Raw genomic sequence first — 18,518 nt, 5'->3', positions numbered from 1 at the left:
AGTGTGTCATGCTGACGTTTTCCCCGCCTGTCGCCCGTGTTAGTCGAGTCATCCTCACCCATCGATGGACAGGGAGGCGGCGCTGAGATGCGAGCTTTCTTTCTGCTTTGCGTAAGCCGGGCCGGCCTCTGCCTGGGCACCATGATGTTCGCCGGCGCATTGCCGACCATCAGGAGCGAGTGGCAGCTCGACGCCGCCTCCGCCGGCACGGTGCAGACGGTGTTCAGCCTGACCAACGCCCTGGCGTTGCTGGTGGCCTCCTGGTGGTGTGATTCGTTGGGCGCCCGCCGGGTTTATCTGCTGTTCTCCTGGCTGGGCGCCGCTGCGTTGATGCTGTTCGCCGTATTTGCCCATTCTTATCTCGGCGCGTTGGTGTTGATGGCCTTCGTCGGTTTGACGCAGGGCGGGGCTTATACGCCGGCGCTGCTGTTGGCGATGGGGATGAACGGTCCGGCGCGGCGCGGTTATGCCATTGGCATGGTGCTGGCGGCCAGTTCGCTGGGGTATTTTCTGTCGGTTTTCATCGCCGGTTGGAGCGCCACGCGCTGGGGCGCCGGCGTGGCGTTTTCGCTGTGTGCCGCCGGTGCGTTACTGGGAGCGCTGGCGGGATCGTTGGCCCTGGTCGGTTATCGGGAACCGCAACCGCGCACGCTGGGGAGGAAGACGAAACGTGAAAGCTATGCTATCACCTACGCGACCCTGCTGTTGCTGATCGGGTATATCGCCCACAGCTGGGAGCTGCTCGGCAACTGGGCCTGGGCGCCCAGCCTGGTCAGCGAGGCGTTGAGCGGCTTCTCTCTGGATCCGCTCAGCGCCGGATTGATCGTCGCGGCGGTGATCCACCTGGCCGGCATGGTGGCTACATTGATTGTCGGCACCGTTTCGGACTATTTCAATCGCGCGTCGGTGCTGATGTTTATGGGCGCCGCCGGCGCATTGGGTTCGCTGTTGATGGGGTGGTCGGCGAACTGGGGGCCGGGCTGGACGCTGCTGGTCGTCAGCATCGGCAGTTTCTTCATCCTCGGCGACTCCGGCGTGCTGTCGGCTGCGATGGCGGACAACGTGCCGCCGCAACAGCTGGGCAGCGTGATGGGCTGGCGATCGTTGCTGGGGTTCGGCATCGGTTCGTTCGCCCCGTTATCCTTTGGCGTGGTGATGGATACCACCCACAGTTGGGGCGCGTCTTACGCCGTGCTGGCCTGCGGCGGCGGGGTAGCCTGTCTGGCGGCCTGGCTGCTTTGGCGACAACATTTGAAATGAGGCACGGGCATCATTAATGAATGGAACATCATCACGCATTATTATCGTGGGCGCCGGGATTGTCGGGGCATCGATCGCCTATCATCTTGCGCGTCAGGGGCAGCGCGTTATCGTCGTTGAGCAGGCGTATCCCGCAGCGGGGGCCACAGGCAGCTCGTTCGGCTGGATCAGCGAAGGCGTACCTGACGGCGCTCCCGACGCGTTTCTGCGGCGCGAGATCGTGGCTGACTGGATGCGCCTGACGCAGGAGATCCCGGAATTGTGGGTGAATTGGTCCGGCGCGCTCAGCTATGGTCAGGCGCCGGCTACGCAAAACCCCGACAATCGGCGTCTGTCCTTAGCCGAGGTGATGGCGCTGGAGCCGGCGCTCTGGCGGCCCGATAGCCAGGCCTATTTTGCGGCGCGCGATGGCGCGGTCGATCCGCAAGAGGTGACACAGCGGCTGCTCGAACGGGTAGGCGCGTTGGGCGGCGAGTTGCTTCTGGGACGTGCGGTCAGCGGATTTCTGCGCGAAGCCGGTGGGCAGATAACCGGCATCGTTACCGATGAGGGCGCGATCGCCGCCGAACGGGTCGTGCTCGCCTGCGGTACGGGGATCTCTGCGCTGCTGGACGGCAGCGAATTCTCGTTGCCGATCGAGGCGTCGCCGGCAATTTTGTTGCGCTATCACGCGGCGGCGCAGGCGGTGAACACGCTGATTGCGGGCGACGACATCGAAGTGCGTCATGCGCAAAATGGCGATCTGCTCGCGGCGGAGGATTATCCCGCTGGCGGCGATGTCAAACACGTGGAAGAGGACGCGCGATCGGCGCTTCAAAACCGCCTGCACGGCTCGGCGCCATTGCAGCTGCAGACGTGTTCGGTGGGGCTGCGCCCCAGGCCGCGCGACGGTTATCCCATCCTCGGGCCGCTGGGCGCCACCTGTCTCTATGTGGCGGTGATGCATCCGGCCGTGATGTGCGCTCCGACTCTGGGGCGGCTGGTCAGCGACGAGCTGCTGCACGGCGTTAATCCCGCCATTCCTCGCGGCTACCGCCCGGCGCGATTCACTGATCGGGCTGCTGGATAATCTTTCCGACTATGGATTCACATCGTAATGCGCTCAACGTTGCAGCGGTTTTTTGCGCCGTCGGCGAGGCTCTTATATATTTATTAGCATGCCTGAGGCAGGTTAGGCATGAAACGGCGGTCGATCGGGCCGCTGCAAGTACGACAGTTAATCCGTTCGCCAAGAGGCTCCGAGCCTGTGCTTTCGGTAGGGACAGCCGCCAATCGTTTCTACGGCGACCGAAGGCGGAGCAGCTACTCACCGGTCACGAGGACACTTACCATGCATAAGAGAACACTGGCGTCACTGCATTACGAAAACATGCCTTACGATGGGGTACACTTTCACATTTTGAAACGGGAGACGCCTGGCCATACGGCGTTGCTGAAGCTGGATGCGGGCAGCCGGCAACCGGCGCGTTTTCATCCGGGCTGGGTGAAACTGATGGTGCTGAGCGGTGAACTGAAGGTTGACGATCAGACGTTGCAACCCCATGAGATGTTGATCATTCCTGCCAATACCGCTTATACGGTACAGGCCATCACGGAAGTGATTTGTCTGGCGATTTCAGAGCTGGACGGCGCCGAGTTGGCCCGTTGATGAGATAACAACGTTGGATGGAGGAGAGCCTAGGCGCTCTCCCTATCCCTTCAGCAGTAAGCCGTCCCCCAGGCCGCGCTACCTGCTGATTGATGCGTACACCTCCTGATTATGCCACCGCGCTTTCCCTCTCCATCACTTTCGGCCGCGTCGCCCCCGCAACGAGCCGCCATCGCGCAGCGCATGCGCAACGTCATCGCCTCCGTTTTACGCAGAACGATGAAATTTTGGTGTAAATAGTGAGTTTCTTCGCATAAGGCCCCTGGTGTGGCTTGCGAGAACGTCACTATATGGAGGATCATGCGCTCCCTCTATCAAATAAAAGACATTCGCGTTATCAAAAGGGACAAACGATCATGGGATTCGAAGTCGACAACGCCGAAACGAAACGCATCGACCTCAGCAGCCACGAAAATTCCTCGTTCGAGGTGACGGGGCTGGTGAAACACTATCCGGCGGGCTTCGTCATTCCTTACCACTCGCATAAACGCTGTCATTTGCTCTATTCGCAACAGGGCGTTATGGCGGTCGAGGCGAGCAGCGGTCGCTGGATCGTGCCGCCCACCACCGCGGTTTGGTTGCGGCCGGGGGTAGAACATCAGATCGTCATGCAGAGCAACATCTGCGTTTACGGGATTTTGGTCGATGAAATCACCGCCGCGCGTTTGCCGCTGCGCGACGGCGTATTACAGGTTTCACCGCTGTTGCGAGAACTGATCGCCCAGTTGGCGACGCTGGCGCCTGAAGGGGCGGAGACCAAACGCAATGCGCTGCTCAGAGCGTTGTTCCTGGAGGAGCTGAGCCTGCAGCCGCAGCTGGCGCTGCATCTGCCTTGGCCGGTAGAGGCGAGAATGGCCGAAATTTGCCGGCAGTTGGTCATCACGCCGGCCGACGAACGCGGTATTGAGGCCTGGGCCGATTCACTGTCGATCAGCGTAAAGACCTTTCAACGCCATTTCAGCCAACAAACCGGCATCACCTTTGGCCAGTGGAAACAACGCCTGCGGCTGCTGTCGTCCATTCCGCTGCTGCTGGCCGGCAACTCGATCATCCACGCCGCCTTCGAAAGCGGTTACGAGAGTCACAGCGCCTATTCGGTGGCGTTCAAAAAACTGTTTGGCGTTTCGCCTTCGCGCTTTACGCTATAGCCTTATGGCATAGCGCGCTTCTCCTATAGATTGAAGCAACCTAATGACGTATAAAGCAAAGCAGTCAACTTCAGAGGCCGCGTCCCGTGATAAAAATTGTCGTGTATCTGATTCTCGCCGTGACGATCGCCATTATTGCGGCAAGAGTCCTCTTTCGTTTGCCGGATATTTCCCAACGTTCACCGCAGGCGGCGTTGCCGGCGGATCCTGCCGCGCTATTGCCGGCGCGAGCCGCCGAACTGATGGCGGCGCATCCCGGCCTGAGCGGCGTGGTGCCGCTGGTCAGCGGCCACGATGCATTCGCCAGCCGCCTGGCGCTGGCGCGAATGGCGGAAAGGTCGATCGACGCCCAGTATTACATCTGGCATAACGACACCTCCGGGCAGATCCTGCTGAAAACCCTGTATGACGCCGCCCAGCGCGGCGTGCGCGTGCGGCTGCTCTTGGACGATAACGGCGTCGCCATGGACGAGACCCTGGCGGCGCTGAACGCCCAGGAAAACGTCGAGATCCGTCTGTTCAACCCATCAACCGTGCGCACGCCGAAGTTGGCCGGCTACGCCTTTGACTTTATGCGCATGAACCGGCGCATGCATAACAAGTCTTATATCGTCGATGGCGCTGTGGCGATCATCGGTGGCCGCAACATCGGCGACGAGTATTTCCAGGTCGGCGACGAAAACTATTTCCTCGATCTCGACGTGTTGAGCGTCGGTAACGTGGTGGCGGAAACCGCCGAGGTCTTCGATCGCTACTGGAACAGCGCTTCGGTGTTTGGCGTTGAGCAAATTATCCGAGGCAAAGGCAATCTTTCTGCTTTCCTGACGCAGGCCACCGCGACCGAAAGCAGTGACCGGGCCCGCAAACTGGCGGTGCAGCTGGAAACCAGTGCGGTGCGCTTTCGCGATGGCGCCGTGCAGCCGGAATTCACCCAGGTCGAGCTGGTGGCCGACGATCCGGCGAAAGGGTTGGGTAAGGCTTCGCGCGATCGTTTGATGGTGACGCAGCTCAGCAAGATCATCGGCGGCGTCAACCAGCAATTGGAGCTGGTTTCCGCCTATTTCGTGCCGGGCCGGGAAGGGGCGAGCTTTTTTGAATCGCTTGCCAAACAGGGGAAATCCATCCGTGTGCTGACCAACGCGATGAACACCACCGACGTGCTGGTGGTCCATGCCGGTTACGCCAAATACCGCCGCGATCTGCTGCAGGCGGGGGTGGAGCTGTTCGAGCTGAAATTGCGCGCCGGCCAACCGACGGGGCGCAAGGAACTCAAACCTCTGGGGCTGTCTGGCGCGGCGCTGCACGCGAAAACCTTCGCCATCGATGATAAGCGGGTGTTTATCGGTTCGTTCAATTTCGATCCGCGATCGGCGCACCTGAACTGCGAAATGGGCTTTTTGATCGACAGCCCGACGCTGGCGGCCGACACCCGCCAACTGTTTGATGGCCCGCTCGAGTATGCCGCCTACCGGCCGACATTGACGCCCAAGGGCAAAATGGTGTGGAACGAAGCCTTCGAAGACGGCCACACCGAGGTGCACCAGCAAGAACCCGGCGCCGGCTGGGTAAAACGCATCGTTCTCACCGTGGCCGGCTGGCTGCCGATCGAGTGGATGTTGTAAGGGCGGCGAATGCCGCCGACACCCGTTAAGTCAACCGTTGCAAGGGAACCTATCCTGCGCTTATCGGTTGGCTTCAGCATCACCAGAGAGTTTAAAAGTAAACAACGCTGTTTCATTAACGCTGCCTGGTATCCAGCAGCTGCGTGCGATAGCGCTTTTGGTGTCGCGATAGAACTCCGGGGTGCCCGTTAGTACGATATTTCTGGCTTTACCCTTATCATCAACATCAAACGTTGCGCTCACTTCGCCTTCACGTTTTTCAGCCTTCGCAGAGGCGGAATAGTATGGCCGCTCATAAAAGACTTGGCCGTCGCATCCCAGATTAGGCGGTTGCTTTGCCGCTGGAACATTGCTGCCTGCACGCCAGGCATAGACGCAATCGTTCACCGCACTGGCTTTTTCACAGCCATCAGGTTGCAATGGCGCGCAGCCGGCAAGTGCCAGGCTCAGCGGGATGAGGGTGAATCGTGACATGGCGTTTCCTGCATGTTCTATCAATCAGATAACGCATATTTTCGCTTAGCGCAGGGTATTTAGAAAGAGAAGTAATGCGGCTTTCGCTAGGGTGTTAACCATTCTTTTCTTAAGCGATGCTCTACTCGAAAAGATGAAGGTAAATAGTTTGTCGGGGTGGGATTAATTCTTCGGTTAATTATATTTCTTATTTTACTTCGCTATTGGAATTATTGATGAAAGTGATTACTTTACAAGAAATTAAAATAGAAAAAATAACCGTTTTGATTATTCTTTCTTGTAATTACCTCGACAGAAACCAAAGGATCTTCCACCATGCGCATGATGAAAGCCGCCGCCTTTATCGACAGGGGGAGAATAGAACTCATTGAAAAGCCGATTCCTTCTCCTGGCCCCAACGATGCTTTGCTCAAAATAACCACGACGACAATCTGCGGTACCGATATTCATATTCTTAAGGGCGAATATGCCGTGCCTCACGGATTGACCGTGGGTCATGAGCCGGTTGGGATTATAGAAAAGCTCGGGAGCAATGTTAAAGGCTTTAATGAAGGGCAGCGGGCGTTGGCCGGCGCCATTTGCCCCTCTTTTACATCCTATGCCTGCCAGGATGGATTTCCTGCCCAGGACGGAGCCTATTTGCCGGAATGCCGTTGCCACGGATATAAAGCCACGGCGGGTTGGCGCTTCGGCAATGTTATCGATGGTACCCAGGCTGAATATGTACTGGTGCCTGATGCTGAAGCCAATCTGGCGCTCATACCGGACGGTCTGACGGATGAACAGGTGCTGATGTGCCCGGATGTGATGTCTACCGGTTTTAAAGGCGCGGAAAATGCCAACATTAAAATTGGTGACACGGTGGCCATCTTCGCCCAGGGGCCGATCGGTTTATGCGCCACTGCGGGCGCTCGTCTGCAGGGCGCCAGCCTGATTATTGCCATCAGCAGCTCTCCCGAAAAGCTGATGATGGCGGGAAAGATGGGGGCAAACGTCTTGCTGAATTACAAGAAAACCAATGTGATTGATGAAATATTCAAGATTACGGCGGGGCGTGGTGTGGACGCCAGCATCGAGTGTTTGGGGACGCAAGCCACCTTCAATCAAGCGCTGCGGGTGTTAAAACCCGGCGGCACCTTATCCAGCCTTGGCGTTTATAGCGAAGACCTCCATCTGCCGGTGAGTGCACTTGCCTATGGGTTGGGCGATCATACGATCCGTACGGCTCTGTGTCCCGGCGGCAAGGAGCGGATGCGCAGAATGATGAACGTCATCCAGCATGGCGGTTTGGATCTCAGGCCGTTCGTGACGCATCGCTTTCGGCTGGAGAATATCGCAGAGGCCTACGCGTTGTTCGCGGAGAAACGCGATGGCGTGATTAAGTTGGCCATCACGCCATAAAGCCCAGCGATACGGTTAGCGGCGGATTATTCCCCGTTATCCTTGAGACTGACCGTCGCCGTGCGGCCGGCGATCAGCTCGACGCCGTGGGGAACGCTGGAAGAGCTGGCCCGCATCGCCGGCTATTCGCTCAACGTTTCAAAGGGCTGGTTGGTAGCACCGCCATGGAATACCTCTCGCATTGGCGTATGCTGCAGGCGGCAGATCGCCTGCGGGCCGGTAAAGAAAACGTCGCATCGATCGTCTACCCGTTGGGGTATGGCTCGGAAAGCGCGTTCAGCACCGCCTTCAAACGGGTGATGGCGCAGTCGCCGTCGCAGTATCAGCGGCAAATGCCGGCCGGGGCGAGTGAACCGGAGTGAAAGGGGGCGCGGCGGCCGTAGCCGCCGCGCCTGAGGCTACCGGCTGATCGTCTGCTGCAACGCCTGAACGGAAGAGTCGATGCCGGCATCGACCGACATGGTCAAGTCCTCCATTTCCAGCGACACCCAGTCGTTGTAACCCATCATGCGCACCACCGAGAAGAATTCCTTCCACCACTGCAGATCCCGGCCGCAGCCGACGGCGACATAGTTCCAGGCCCGGCCAGCTACCTCGTCGATCGGTTTGGTCTCCAGCAGCCCGTTGATCTCGACGACGCCGCGCTCCAGGCGCACGTCCTTGCCGTGTACATGGTGAATGGCGGGGCCGAGGGCGCGGGCCACCGCGATGGGATCCGCGCCCATCCAGATCAAGTGGCTGGGATCGAGGTTCAAGCCCACCATTGGGCTAACGGCCTCGCGCAGCCGGAACAGCGTTTCCGGGTTCCACACCAGCATGGCGCTGAAGTTTTCCAGCGCAAAGCGCTCGACGCCGCACGCTTTGGCTCGGGCGACCAGCGCCTGCCAATAGGGGATCGCCACCTCATTCCATTGATAGTCCAGACAGTTTTTCACCGTAGGCGGCCAGCTGACGGTATAGGTGATCCAGTTGGGGATGGTGTCATGCGGGCTGGCCGGCGGCAGGCCGCTCATCATCACGATCTTCTTCACCCCCAGCAGGCCGGCCAGCTCCAGCGTATTGTCGGTTTGGCGCAGATGACGCTGCCCCAGCTCGCCCGGATCGAGCGGATTGCCGGAGACATTGAGCGCGGCGATCTCCATGCCGCGGCTGGCCAGCGCTTGCTGCAGCCGCCGGCGTTTGGCGGGGTTGGCCAGCAGTTCCTCGGTATCCAGATGGGGCGCCGGGGACCAACCGCCGGTGGTCATCTCCACACCGCGCACCCCCAGCTCCAGCAGCCGATCCAGCATCGGCTCGAAGGGTAAATGGCCCAGGCTGTCGGTACAGAACGAAAGTTTCATGGTGCTTTCCTTATTGGTAATTAACCCAGGTGGCGCCGTTGTCGGCGGAACGAACACAGTTCTCAATCCAGCGCACGCCTTCCAATCCGGCATCGATATCCGGATAGATCAGCGCGGCCAGCGTCTGCCGATCGCCGCGCTGACTGGCGCTGATGGCGATGGCGAACTTGAGGTAAATATTGGCCCAGGATTCGGCCAGCCCTTCGGTATGCAATGCGCCGAGCCGCTCTTCCGCCAGGGCGCTGTCGTCCAGATAGGGCATGCCGTGGTGCAGCGTCTGGCTGGGCCGCCCCTGGATCTCATAGCGTAATTCGCCGGGTGTGGAATCACTCCATTGGAGGCTGGCGCGTGAGCCCACCACGCGGATGCTTTGGCTGTCCATTGCGCCCGCGTTGATGGCGGAGGCCCACATGCGCCCGACGGCGCCGTTTTCGTAGTGCATCAGCACCATGGCATTGTCTTCCAGCGGGGCGCGGGAAGGGATAAAGCTCTGACGATCGCACAGCAGGGAGGCAATTTTCATGTTGGGCATGACCAGCTGTGAGATGTAGAAGGTGTGGGTAGAGATGTCGCCCAGCACAAAGGAGGGGCCGGCGATTTTCGGATCGACGCGCCACTTTTGCGCCTCGAACGTGTCCGCGCTTTCATTGGCGTTGAAGCCATGGGTGTACTGCAATTCGACCATGCGTATTTCGCCGATGTCGCCGTTCGCGATCATGGCGCGCATCTGCATCAGCAGCGGATGCCCGGAGAAGCCGTAGGTCACCCCGACGATCAGACCTTTCTCCGCCGCCAGCGCCTTGATTTCTCTTGCCTCCGCCGTGGTAAAGAACAGCGGCTTTTCGCAGATGACATGCAGGCCGGCATTCAGCGCGGCGCGCGTAATTTCATAGTGGGTGCCGTTAGGGGTGGCGATGGTCACCACCTCAACGCCATCTTCGCGGTTGGCCTCTTGTTTCAGCAGCTGTTGATAGTCGTCATAGCAGCGTTCGGCGGGCACACCGAGATTGACGCCAAACTCACGTCCGCGCGCCGCGTCGATATCAAAAGCGCCGGCAACCAGCCGATAGGCGGTATTGTCGCGCAGTGCGCCGGAACGATGCTTGTAGCCCACCTGGCTGAGGCGGCCGCCGCCGATCATCGCCCAACGCAGCGGGCGAGGGATGCTTCTTTCACCATTTAACATGCTGACTCCTGATATTGTGGTATTGCACTCGGGTGCAAAATGGGTTGAAAAGAGAGTGGCAACGGTTTATTTCTGGTTCATCTGTGCAAATTGCGGGTAGTTTTCTCGCGTCACGGTGGCATAAGGCACCCAGTTGTAAGACTCGGTTTTGGCGCGATCCAACATCGCTCGGGTCACTTGCACCGCGCCGATCGCCTGGGCTTTGGCATCCTGGAAAATGGTCACCGCCAGGTCGCCATTTTTGATAAATTGCAGGCCGTCGGGCGTGCCGTCGATACCGGCAACCAGTACGCCGTTCTTTTTGGCCTGCTTCAGCGCCATGATCGCGCCGATGGCCATCTCATCGTTGTTGGCGGCGATCGCATCGATCGGTACGCCGTTCAGCAACCAGCCGGAGACCACGTCGACCGCTTCATTGCGCTGCCATTTGGCGGTCTGTTTCTCTACCACGTTCAGGTCTTTGTGTTTGGCGATCACCGCCTCCACCGCGCGGGTGCGTTCGCGGGTTTCTTCGTTGGAGAGGGCGCCCATCAGGATCGCCACGTTGCCGCGGTAATTCATTTTTTTCGCCAGGGCCTCCATCTGCAGGCGGCCGCTGAGCGCTGAATCGGAGCCGACGTAGGCCGTCGCGCCGCTCAGCGGCACTTCGGGTTTGCGGTTGACGAAGATAAGGGGGATAGCGGCGCGTTTGGCGGCCGCTATCATCGGCTGGACGCCTTGCGTATCAACCGGGTTGAGGATAATGGCGTCCACGCCCTGATTAATCAGATCGTCTACCTGCTGCACCTGCAGGGCGACATCGCCTTTGGCATCGACGAACTGGCCTTGCAGCTGTTGCGCAGCCAGTTCTCGCGCCATTTGGCTGCGCAGGATGGAGACAAAGTTGAGATCGAAATTGGCCAGCGCCACGCCGACCTGATAGCTCTTGGCCTGAGCGGTCACGACAAACAGCGAGCAGGCTAACATCAACAGCAGTCTGGTTTTTTTCATTACGGTATCCTGTTGAGAAGAGAGGTGTTATGTAAAAACAGCGTTTCTGCAACCGGGTGCAAATCAGAAGAAAAAACGGCGATGAGTCTCTGAATGCCACCGTGAATGTCGGCCATGGATAAAATTTGGTCAACAGGGGAAAGGTGAAAATAGCGCGGACGATCACAAACTCTTTACGTTTTGCACCCGGTTGCACAGCAAATTGCAATCGGGTGCAAAAACGATACATAATTGCAGCTGATATGCCGGCAGGCGCTTAGGGGATCTGAGCGAGCAGGGTATAGTTTAACTTCACCGAAGCAGGGATCGACGCAACCATGAAAAAACACCACAAAGCCACCGCCAGCGACGTCGCCGAAAAGGCAGGCGTCTCTAAATGGACGGTATCGCGCGCCTTTACGCCCGGTGCGTCGATCTCGGACAGCGCGCGTGATAGCGTGTTGGCGGCGGCGGCCGAGCTGGGCTATCGGCCAAACCTACTGGCGCGCAGCCTGTCGCAAAAACGCACGCACATCATTGGCGTGGCCATCGACGAGATGAAGAACCCGCATTCGATGATGATGCTCGATATGGTCACCAAACAGCTGCAAACTCGCGGTTATATGGCGCTGCTGCTGAACATCACTGCGGGGGAAAACTACCGGGCGGTGATGGCGATGGCCGATCAGCTGCAGGTCGATGGCATTTTGTTCCTGGCGACGGTGTTAACCAAAGAGTGGGCGGCGATCGCGCAAGATCTGCATCAGATCCCGCTGGTGCAGGTATGTCGCAATACGGAAAGCGAACACATTGATGTGGTCAATATCGACGGCTACCGCGCCGGCGAAGAGATCGCTGCGCTGCTGATAGAACAAGGGCATCGGCGCTTTGGTTACATGAAGGGGCCGGACACGCAAAGCAGCCATTTGCTGCGCATGGAAGGCTACCGCGACAGGCTGATGGCCGCCGGCTTTCGGCTGGATCGGGTGCTCACCGCCGGCCACTACGATCGCCAACGCGGTTTCCAGCTGATGAGCGAATACCTGCAGGCAACGCCGGAAAGCGAGCGGATTGAGGCGCTGTTCTGCGAGAACGACGTGCTGGCGCTGGGGGCGCTCGAAGCGCTCAGGCAAACGGCGCCGTCGTCCGCGATGGCCGTGGTGGGCTTCGACGATATCGATGAGGCCGGCTCAGCCAATTGGGCGCTGACCAGCTATAGCCAACGCATCGACCGGCTGGTTGAAGAAGCCTTGAATCGCCTGATCGACAATCGCGCCACGGCAGACGGCGCCTGGCGGCACGGGGAATTGCGGGTTCGGCGGTCGCATTTTTGGGAAAAACAGGCGTGAGATTTGTCTTTTTTGTGACGGTGTCACTTTGGGGGTTTGATGAGAACTCATCGCGATACAAAGAAAAAACTCTATAGAAGAGAAAGTGTTACATCCAAAGGGGCCATCGCCAGCGGTGGTGAATACCGTTGGGGACGCCATGGCAAACAGGCGGATGATGAGCAGTTGCCGCTGCGTGAAAGCATGCATGGGCGGATACAACATGGCATGGATTACACGCCGCTATTTCAATTTCTGCTCAGTAAAGTGGGCCAACCCTGGAATGAAGTACATAGCGAAGCGGTTAGTCGATTGGACAAACCAGCACCCATTTTTTACCTGGTGGCGCTGCACCGTAAAAACTGGCGGAGCTATGTCTGCTGTGGTGAATCTAGCTATTACAGCGGACTGTGTGTCGATGAACGAGGGATACTGCAGAAAGTGAACCCGGCATTTACCGCAGAAGATGTGCCGGTGAGATGCCGTTGTTGCACCTACACGTTCAACGGGGAACTTGTGCCCGTCACGGAAAAGAACTGGCAGAAGCATTATGAGAAGGAGTCCTGGGAATAATCAGGTCTCACGAGTGTCATTCTGGTGCAGATTGACTGCCGGAGTTTGCCAGATTTCACGTAGCGCGATCAAAAAGGAGGGTATTTTGACCCATTTTGCAGAGTGGCACAGCCAAATCCAGGCGCTTGAGGTTGAACTGCATCAGCCGTCGGTGCGCCGCGATCCGCGCCGCGTCGCGGCATTGCTGCATGAAGACTTTGAAGAGATTGGTCGTTCAGGGCTGCGTTATGACAAACGCCAAACCGTTGCGGCGCTGGAAATGGAAACTGAACATCCGCAGATTTTTGCCGAAGGTTTTAAGCTGGCGCAAATCAGCAAAGGCGCCGTGTTGCTGACGTATAAAAGTTTTCAGCGTGATGCGCAGGGCCACGCCGTTCGTTGCACCGAACGTTCATCGATTTGGCTTCTGACAGCCAAGGCAGATTGGCAAATGCGGTTTCATCAAGGCACGCCGACTGATGAGTGATTGCATTTAAAAGCGGCCGAGTGGCAGTAAGCCTGGCGGTAAAACGGGATGTCAGAGGGATGGATAGCGTTGAAGGTGAGGCGGGAGATAATGTGCAGGGCTAAACCCGGTGCGTATCCAGCAATTCAATTTAACATAATATACATTATGCGCACTCATATGCAGGTATGTGGATTATGCCGTCCAGGCCTGATTCATGGGGTTTCACCTGTGGCCAACCAGGCCAGCGCCAACTGCTCGTGCCGTTGAATCAATTCGTTTTTCAACCGGCCATAAGCCGCTGGATTTTGCCGGCAGTCTTCTGCTGTCTGGTATTTGATTGCCCTGTATTGCTGAGAACAGCATAATGCTTGCGCAGATAATCTCTGAACGCCAAATGTCAGATCGCCTGTTCACTTCCAGCAATAAATGCATGCACGTGATGCGTGCGTTTGCCATTTCCCTTGATGTAGTAACGCCTGCCGGCAATGCCGTTCTCGCCACGCGGCGTATATCCCATGTCACGCATCCTGTCATTCAAGCTATCCAACGCCGGCAGACTTTCAACCTCCAGCAATATATCAATCGTTGGGATCGTGATGATGCGCGCTGACATTTTCCACTCCAATAATGATGACCGGGCATGTTTTCCAATGACGTATACCTGCCGGTATTTTTTGATCGCGCTACGTGAAATCTGATAAAACGTGGCGGCTACGATACTGCAGATTTCTCCCAAACGCGTCATTTAAGCGGGCAGTATTTGCACGCCAAATGCGCATTGGCGCGCGTTTCATTGCTTTCGGCGCCCACCACGGCGTTGGCTATACTGAATGGAAACATTCTTCCTCGCTCCAGGAGCCTCTCCATGTTTGATCATGTGAAATTTGGCGTCAGCGACTTTGCCCTAAGCAAAGCGTTTTTCCTCAATGCGCTGGCGCCGCTGGGCGTAAAAATCGTTGCTGAAGGCGAGCCCGGCTATGGCGTCGAACTTTGTCCCGATCGGGGTAATGTGTCATTGTGCCTGTTTCAAACCGACGAAAAGCCGGCGCACCTACACCTGGCATTTGTCGCAAGCAGCCGTGAGCAGGTCGATGCGTTCTACCACGCCGCGCTAAAAGCCGGCGGCAAAGACAATGGCGCGCCCGGTTTACGACCCAATTACCATGCCCACTACTATGCGGCATTTGTGATCGCCCCGGATGGCCATAATATCGAGGCAGTTTGCCACAATCCGATGGACTAGTGATTTTTCCAGTTAAAACAGCATATTAATCACGATGTAATGCATTGGATTTAACATAACGCAATTGTGACATCGTCACTTAAAGTTACCCCGTCACGTCAATCCATTCTGCTCCGGTGATGCTGGCCAGCCGCTGCGGCGCAATTCTCACGCCTGAGTTATCGCTGCCGCCAGCCGGAAGCACTTCACTGTAGCTGCACAGGCTGCGATCGCAGTAAACTCTCACCGTTGCCGGTACGGCAAAGGGGCAAACGCCGCCGGGCGGATAGCCGGTCAGCGCCTCCACCTCCTCCGTCGGCAGCATGCGTGCCTTTACGCCAAAGAATTGCTTGTACTTCTTGTTGTCGATTCTGGCGGTTCCCGCCATCACCAACAACACCACGCCGTCGTTTACACGAAACGAAAGCGTCTTGGCGATCTGCCCGCCCTCCACGCCAAAGGCTTCCGCCGCCAGCGCCACCGTTGCGGTGTTCTTTGCCAGCACCGTCACCGTCGTCTCCGGTGCGTGCTCGGCCAGAAAACGCTGAACGCGTTCTATGCTCATGCCCTGCCTCCTGATATTGCTAAGCCATTGATAATGCCGAAGTGATGGTTTCGGTTTTAACATCGCATGCTAAAAATGAGAATCAAAATTGTTCAAATCGATGAATCTGAACAAAGCTTTAAGGGGCCAACGCCTTTTTTATCTATCATTTTTCATGGAGATAACCGTATGACCACGCAAACGACAGCAAGGCCTTCAGCGGCCGCGGTGGCCGTCTATGAATGGCTCAATCCAATACCCTACGGATTTTTTACCGCGGCGCTCATTTTCGACATCATCTATGCCTGCACGGCGAATATTCAATGGGTCAATGGTGCCAGTTGGCTGATCGCCATCGGCCTGATTTTTGCCATTATTCCCCGGCTGATTAACCTGGTGCAGGTGTGGTTCGGCAGCGGCCGGCTACAGGGCTCATCGGTCAAGCTCCATTTCTGGCTGAATCTGTTGGCCATCGTTCTCGCCATTATCAACGCTTTCGTGCATAGCCGGGATGCGTATGCCGTGGTGCCGCAAGGCCTGGTGCTGTCTGCGATCGTGGTCGCGCTGCTGAGCTTCGCCAACATTCTGCTGGCCGTGAGCGCCCGCGCAAAATAAGGAGGTTTTCATGAAGCTATCATCCATCGCGATTGCGCTTTCGGCCGTGTTGGCGCTGGCCGGCTGCGATAACAGCGCCGTCATTTCGCCGGAACAACAAATGGGGCCGGATCCGGCGTTGCCGGCGGCGCAAGACTTCCTGATGCCGCCGATGCAGGTGCCAAAGGGCGTGGGCTGGCAGCAAAACCAGATGCCGAAAGTCGCCGAAGGCTTGAAAATTGACAAGGTGGCAGACGGTTTGCTGCACCCGCGTCAGTTGCTTACCCTGCCCAACGGCGATATTTTGGTGGTGGAGGCCAACGGGCCGGGCACCGAAGCGGTCAGCACCCCCAAGCAGCTGATCGCCGGGCTGGTTAAGGGCAAGTCAGGTAAAGGGGGAAAAGGCGGTAACCGTATCACCCTGCTGCGCCCAACCGCCGACGGCAGTTGGGAAAAGCATGTCTTCCTCGAGGGGCTCGATTCTCCGTTCGGCGTTCAGCTGATTGGCAATAGCCTGTATGTGGCCAACACCGGCAATATCATGCAGTACGCCTATCAGCCGGGCGAAACGCACATCAGCGATCCGGGTAAAGAGCTGGCCGATCTGCCGGACACCATCAACCATCATTGGACCAAGGCCCTGCTGGCCAGCCCGGACGGTAAAAAGCTGTATGTCGGCGTTGGATCCAACAGCAACATCACCGAAAATGGCCTGGCCGTAGAGTACCGGCGCGCCGCCGTGTTGGAAGTGGACACCGCCTCCGGCGCCAGCCGCATCTTCGCCAGCGGCCTGCGCAATCCGACCGGGCTGCAGTGGGAACCGCACAGCGGTAAGCTGTGGGCGATTGTCAACGAGCGTGACGAGATCGGCGCCGATCTGGTGCCGGACTACCTGACCTCGGTGCAGGACGGCGGCTTCTACGGCTGGCCTTACAGCTATTTCGGCCAGCACGTCGATCGTCGGGTGCAGCCGGCGCGGCCGGATCTGGTGGCGAAAGCCATCAAGCCGGACTACGCCCTCAGCTCGCACGTCGCGCCGCTGGGGCTGCTGTTCTACACCGCGAGCGCTCTGCCGGCCGACTATCGCGGCGGCGCCTTTGTCAGCGAGCACGGCAGCTGGGATCGCTCGCCGCTGAACGGCTACCGGGTCAGCTACGTGGCGTTTGAGCAAGGCAAGCCGGTCGGTAAACTCAAAGCGGTGGTCACTGGCTTTGTCTCCGACGACGAGAAGGAACTCTATGGCGCACCGGTTGGATTAGCGGTCGATAAGGCTGGCGCCCTGCTGATTGCGGATGATGTGGGCAACACCGTTTGGCGCGTCAGCGCTAAATAACGTTAACGTGCAGGTTCCGAAGAACCTGCACGTGACATTGTCACTCAATGCTTTGCGCCAACCAGACCGTTCTTCCCCCGCAGGCGGGATCTTCCACCACATGATCGACCACGCGGAAGCCGTTCTCCTGCAGCAAGCGCGTATACTCCTCCGGCGCCAGGCTGGCGTGAAACAGCGGCTGGCCTTCGAAATTGCCGATCGCCACGCCGTCTGCAGGGCCGCTGGTGAACATCAATGCGGTATTCGGCTTGGCGTGCCGTCTGAACAGTAGAAACATGCGGCGCTGATCGTCGCGCGCCAAATGGAAGAAGCTGTCCCAGGCCAGCAGGCCGTCGAATCTTGTCGCCAGATTCAGCTGGCGCATATCCATCTGCCGCCACTCCTGCTGTGGAAAACGCTGCCGGCAGCGCGCGATCATCGCCTGCGCACCGTCGATGCCGGTGACTCGATACCCTTGTTCAATAAAGTAGGCGGCGATCGGCGCGCCATTGCCGCAGCCGAGATCGAGCAGCCGTGCATTGGCCGGGGTAAGCTGTAAAAAGCGGTCGAGCCACGGCCGCTCAAACAGCGTGGTGGGTCTGAGGCGTTCCCAGGCGGCGGCATGTTCGTCATAAAGCGGAATAATCGTGCTCGCCAGTTCTTCCGTCATTAATATTTTCCCCGTTATGTTATTGGCGCAGTAAAAATAGCCTTTGGCCAAAATTAACGCGCTTATCCGATAATATATTCATCAACAGGCCGTTGACCAGAAATAAAAGGTTTTAACATTTCGACATAAACCAGTACAATTCCCTACCCTGTGTTAACCCTTTTTTAGGTCGATTGTGTCGTTAATTCAGCCCCATGCATCGCGAAATCGGGCCGCCGCCTGGTTAGGGATGTTTGCCATTCTGATGTTGTTCATTGCGCCGGTGATCTCGCGATCCCTGGAGCATGTACGCGCCGGAAGTGCTGGAACGACCGTCATGGCGGATTGCGGCATGGATATGCCGATACATCACGAGATGCACTCGCCGTCGCCTGAACCTGAAAAAGCCGCGCAGCCGCTGATGCAGCACGGAGGCGGCCACCACAACATGGCGATGATGATGGACGACAGCGCCTGCGGCTACTGCGTGCTGTTGTTGCATGCGCCGCTGCTGGACGTGAGCCACGCCCCGCTGTTCTGGTCCCTGCCGCTGGCTTCACGCCCGCCGCCGATCCACTATCTCGTTCCCCTGTTTGCCCACGTCGTTCACACCGAATTACAGCCGCGCGCGCCGCCCGTCTCTTTCCTCTGATTTAACAATAAGCCCATTGCCGTTCTCTGTATTGCCGTTGATCGCTTCAACCCGGCGGAATTAATTCGCCCAATGGTTAATCATCGAGACGACATTATTAGCCCGGTTATTTCCACGTTCAGGGAATTAACCCCCGTATTTACCGATG

At 57.9% G+C, this 18,518-nt stretch carries 21 protein-coding genes; 14 read left to right on the top strand and 7 right to left on the bottom strand.

What is annotated here, in order from left to right:
- Nucleotides 1-87 precede the first annotated feature (87 nt).
- The 5 genes from ACOWVD_RS04490 to ACOWVD_RS04470 all read left to right on the top strand — a co-directional run bounded on the left by ACOWVD_RS04490 (nucleotide 88) and on the right by ACOWVD_RS04470 (nucleotide 5,678).
- Nucleotides 88-1,260, top strand: a complete 1,173-nt coding sequence (locus ACOWVD_RS04490; protein ID WP_239504273.1) for an MFS transporter — start codon at nucleotides 88-90, stop codon at nucleotides 1,258-1,260.
- Nucleotides 1,261-1,276: 16 nt separating this feature from the next.
- The gene (locus ACOWVD_RS04485; RefSeq protein ID WP_197763559.1) at nucleotides 1,277-2,329 is read left to right on the top strand and encodes an NAD(P)/FAD-dependent oxidoreductase; all 1,053 of its coding nucleotides are present in this window, start codon (nucleotides 1,277-1,279) and stop codon (nucleotides 2,327-2,329) included.
- 261 nt (nucleotides 2,330-2,590) lie between these two features.
- Nucleotides 2,591-2,908, top strand: coding sequence for a cupin domain-containing protein (locus ACOWVD_RS04480; RefSeq protein ID WP_015377878.1), 318 nt, complete (start codon nucleotides 2,591-2,593; stop codon nucleotides 2,906-2,908).
- 356 nt (nucleotides 2,909-3,264) lie between these two features.
- Nucleotides 3,265-4,056 (top strand): AraC family transcriptional regulator, encoded by a 792-nt coding sequence (locus ACOWVD_RS04475; protein WP_004937878.1) that lies wholly within the window; start codon nucleotides 3,265-3,267, stop codon nucleotides 4,054-4,056.
- A gap of 86 nt (nucleotides 4,057-4,142) precedes the next feature.
- Nucleotides 4,143-5,678: a phospholipase D family protein gene (locus ACOWVD_RS04470; protein ID WP_085336899.1), complete on the top strand. Its 1,536-nt coding sequence runs from the start codon at nucleotides 4,143-4,145 to the stop codon at nucleotides 5,676-5,678.
- Between the two features lie 60 nt (nucleotides 5,679-5,738).
- Here the strand turns inward: ACOWVD_RS04470 and ACOWVD_RS04465 are convergent, their stop codons facing one another.
- Entirely contained in the window at nucleotides 5,739-6,152 is a 414-nt protein-coding gene (locus ACOWVD_RS04465) for an energy transducer TonB (protein ID WP_060559667.1), read from the bottom strand.
- Between the two features lie 315 nt (nucleotides 6,153-6,467).
- Here ACOWVD_RS04465 and ACOWVD_RS04460 point away from each other — a divergent pair, with 315 nt between their 5' ends.
- Nucleotides 6,468-7,553: an NAD(P)-dependent alcohol dehydrogenase gene (locus ACOWVD_RS04460; RefSeq protein ID WP_421105469.1), complete on the top strand. Its 1,086-nt coding sequence runs from the start codon at nucleotides 6,468-6,470 to the stop codon at nucleotides 7,551-7,553.
- 86 nt (nucleotides 7,554-7,639) lie between these two features.
- Entirely contained in the window at nucleotides 7,640-7,915 is a 276-nt protein-coding gene (locus tag ACOWVD_RS04455; RefSeq protein ID WP_239504272.1) for a helix-turn-helix domain-containing protein, read from the top strand.
- A gap of 36 nt (nucleotides 7,916-7,951) precedes the next feature.
- On the opposite strand, the gene ACOWVD_RS04450 is transcribed toward ACOWVD_RS04455, so the two are convergent.
- From ACOWVD_RS04450 to ACOWVD_RS04440, 3 genes are all read right to left on the bottom strand, one after another.
- Nucleotides 7,952-8,893 (bottom strand): sugar phosphate isomerase/epimerase family protein, encoded by a 942-nt coding sequence (locus ACOWVD_RS04450; RefSeq protein WP_164094951.1) that lies wholly within the window; start codon nucleotides 8,891-8,893, stop codon nucleotides 7,952-7,954.
- Nucleotides 8,894-8,903: 10 nt separating this feature from the next.
- Nucleotides 8,904-10,079 carry a Gfo/Idh/MocA family protein gene (locus tag ACOWVD_RS04445; protein ID WP_049241000.1) on the bottom strand — a complete coding sequence of 392 codons (1,176 nt, stop codon included), beginning with the start codon at nucleotides 10,077-10,079 and terminating at the stop codon, nucleotides 8,904-8,906.
- A gap of 66 nt (nucleotides 10,080-10,145) precedes the next feature.
- The gene (locus ACOWVD_RS04440; RefSeq protein ID WP_021503698.1) at nucleotides 10,146-11,069 is read right to left on the bottom strand and encodes a substrate-binding domain-containing protein; all 924 of its coding nucleotides are present in this window, start codon (nucleotides 11,067-11,069) and stop codon (nucleotides 10,146-10,148) included.
- A 317-nt stretch (nucleotides 11,070-11,386) separates the two neighbouring features.
- Here ACOWVD_RS04440 and ACOWVD_RS04435 point away from each other — a divergent pair, with 317 nt between their 5' ends.
- From ACOWVD_RS04435 to ACOWVD_RS04425, 3 genes are all read left to right on the top strand, one after another.
- A complete protein-coding gene (locus ACOWVD_RS04435) occupies nucleotides 11,387-12,397 on the top strand; it encodes a LacI family DNA-binding transcriptional regulator (protein WP_049240996.1) in 1,011 nt (336 codons plus the stop codon).
- A 39-nt stretch (nucleotides 12,398-12,436) separates the two neighbouring features.
- A complete protein-coding gene (locus ACOWVD_RS04430) occupies nucleotides 12,437-12,949 on the top strand; it encodes a hypothetical protein (RefSeq protein ID WP_075201891.1) in 513 nt (170 codons plus the stop codon).
- An 85-nt stretch (nucleotides 12,950-13,034) separates the two neighbouring features.
- Nucleotides 13,035-13,415: a DUF4440 domain-containing protein gene (locus ACOWVD_RS04425; protein ID WP_049240995.1), complete on the top strand. Its 381-nt coding sequence runs from the start codon at nucleotides 13,035-13,037 to the stop codon at nucleotides 13,413-13,415.
- Between the two features lie 379 nt (nucleotides 13,416-13,794).
- Here ACOWVD_RS04425 and ACOWVD_RS04420 read toward each other — a convergent pair whose 3' ends face one another.
- Nucleotides 13,795-14,010, bottom strand: coding sequence for a GrpB family protein (locus ACOWVD_RS04420; protein WP_053091203.1), 216 nt, complete (start codon nucleotides 14,008-14,010; stop codon nucleotides 13,795-13,797).
- A 252-nt stretch (nucleotides 14,011-14,262) separates the two neighbouring features.
- On the opposite strand from ACOWVD_RS04420, the gene ACOWVD_RS04415 reads away from it, so the two are divergent.
- Nucleotides 14,263-14,640 (top strand): VOC family protein, encoded by a 378-nt coding sequence (locus tag ACOWVD_RS04415; RefSeq protein ID WP_033633031.1) that lies wholly within the window; start codon nucleotides 14,263-14,265, stop codon nucleotides 14,638-14,640.
- Between the two features lie 85 nt (nucleotides 14,641-14,725).
- On the opposite strand, the gene ACOWVD_RS04410 is transcribed toward ACOWVD_RS04415, so the two are convergent.
- Nucleotides 14,726-15,184, bottom strand: coding sequence for a YbaK/EbsC family protein (locus tag ACOWVD_RS04410; RefSeq protein WP_049240993.1), 459 nt, complete (start codon nucleotides 15,182-15,184; stop codon nucleotides 14,726-14,728).
- 168 nt (nucleotides 15,185-15,352) lie between these two features.
- Here ACOWVD_RS04410 and ACOWVD_RS04405 point away from each other — a divergent pair, with 168 nt between their 5' ends.
- Together ACOWVD_RS04405 and ACOWVD_RS04400 are read left to right on the top strand one after the other, a co-directional pair.
- Nucleotides 15,353-15,778 (top strand): DUF2231 domain-containing protein, encoded by a 426-nt coding sequence (locus ACOWVD_RS04405; RefSeq protein WP_021503704.1) that lies wholly within the window; start codon nucleotides 15,353-15,355, stop codon nucleotides 15,776-15,778.
- A gap of 10 nt (nucleotides 15,779-15,788) precedes the next feature.
- A complete protein-coding gene (locus ACOWVD_RS04400; RefSeq protein ID WP_421105468.1) occupies nucleotides 15,789-17,090 on the top strand; it encodes a PQQ-dependent sugar dehydrogenase in 1,302 nt (433 codons plus the stop codon).
- 40 nt (nucleotides 17,091-17,130) lie between these two features.
- Here the strand turns inward: ACOWVD_RS04400 and ACOWVD_RS04395 are convergent, their stop codons facing one another.
- Nucleotides 17,131-17,739: a class I SAM-dependent DNA methyltransferase gene (locus ACOWVD_RS04395; protein ID WP_197763554.1), complete on the bottom strand. Its 609-nt coding sequence runs from the start codon at nucleotides 17,737-17,739 to the stop codon at nucleotides 17,131-17,133.
- Nucleotides 17,740-17,968: 229 nt separating this feature from the next.
- Between ACOWVD_RS04395 and ACOWVD_RS04390 the strand changes: the two genes are divergently transcribed.
- A complete protein-coding gene (locus tag ACOWVD_RS04390) occupies nucleotides 17,969-18,370 on the top strand; it encodes a DUF2946 domain-containing protein (RefSeq protein WP_075201890.1) in 402 nt (133 codons plus the stop codon).
- Nucleotides 18,371-18,518: the final 148 nt, after the last annotated feature.

It is taken from the genome of Serratia sp. SA088 (assembly GCF_049065515.1).
Taxonomy (GTDB): Bacteria; Pseudomonadota; Gammaproteobacteria; order Enterobacterales; family Enterobacteriaceae; genus Serratia; species Serratia nematodiphila.
The sequence above is the reverse complement of the archived record's forward strand: the minus strand, read 5'-3'. Positions and strand labels throughout refer to the sequence as shown.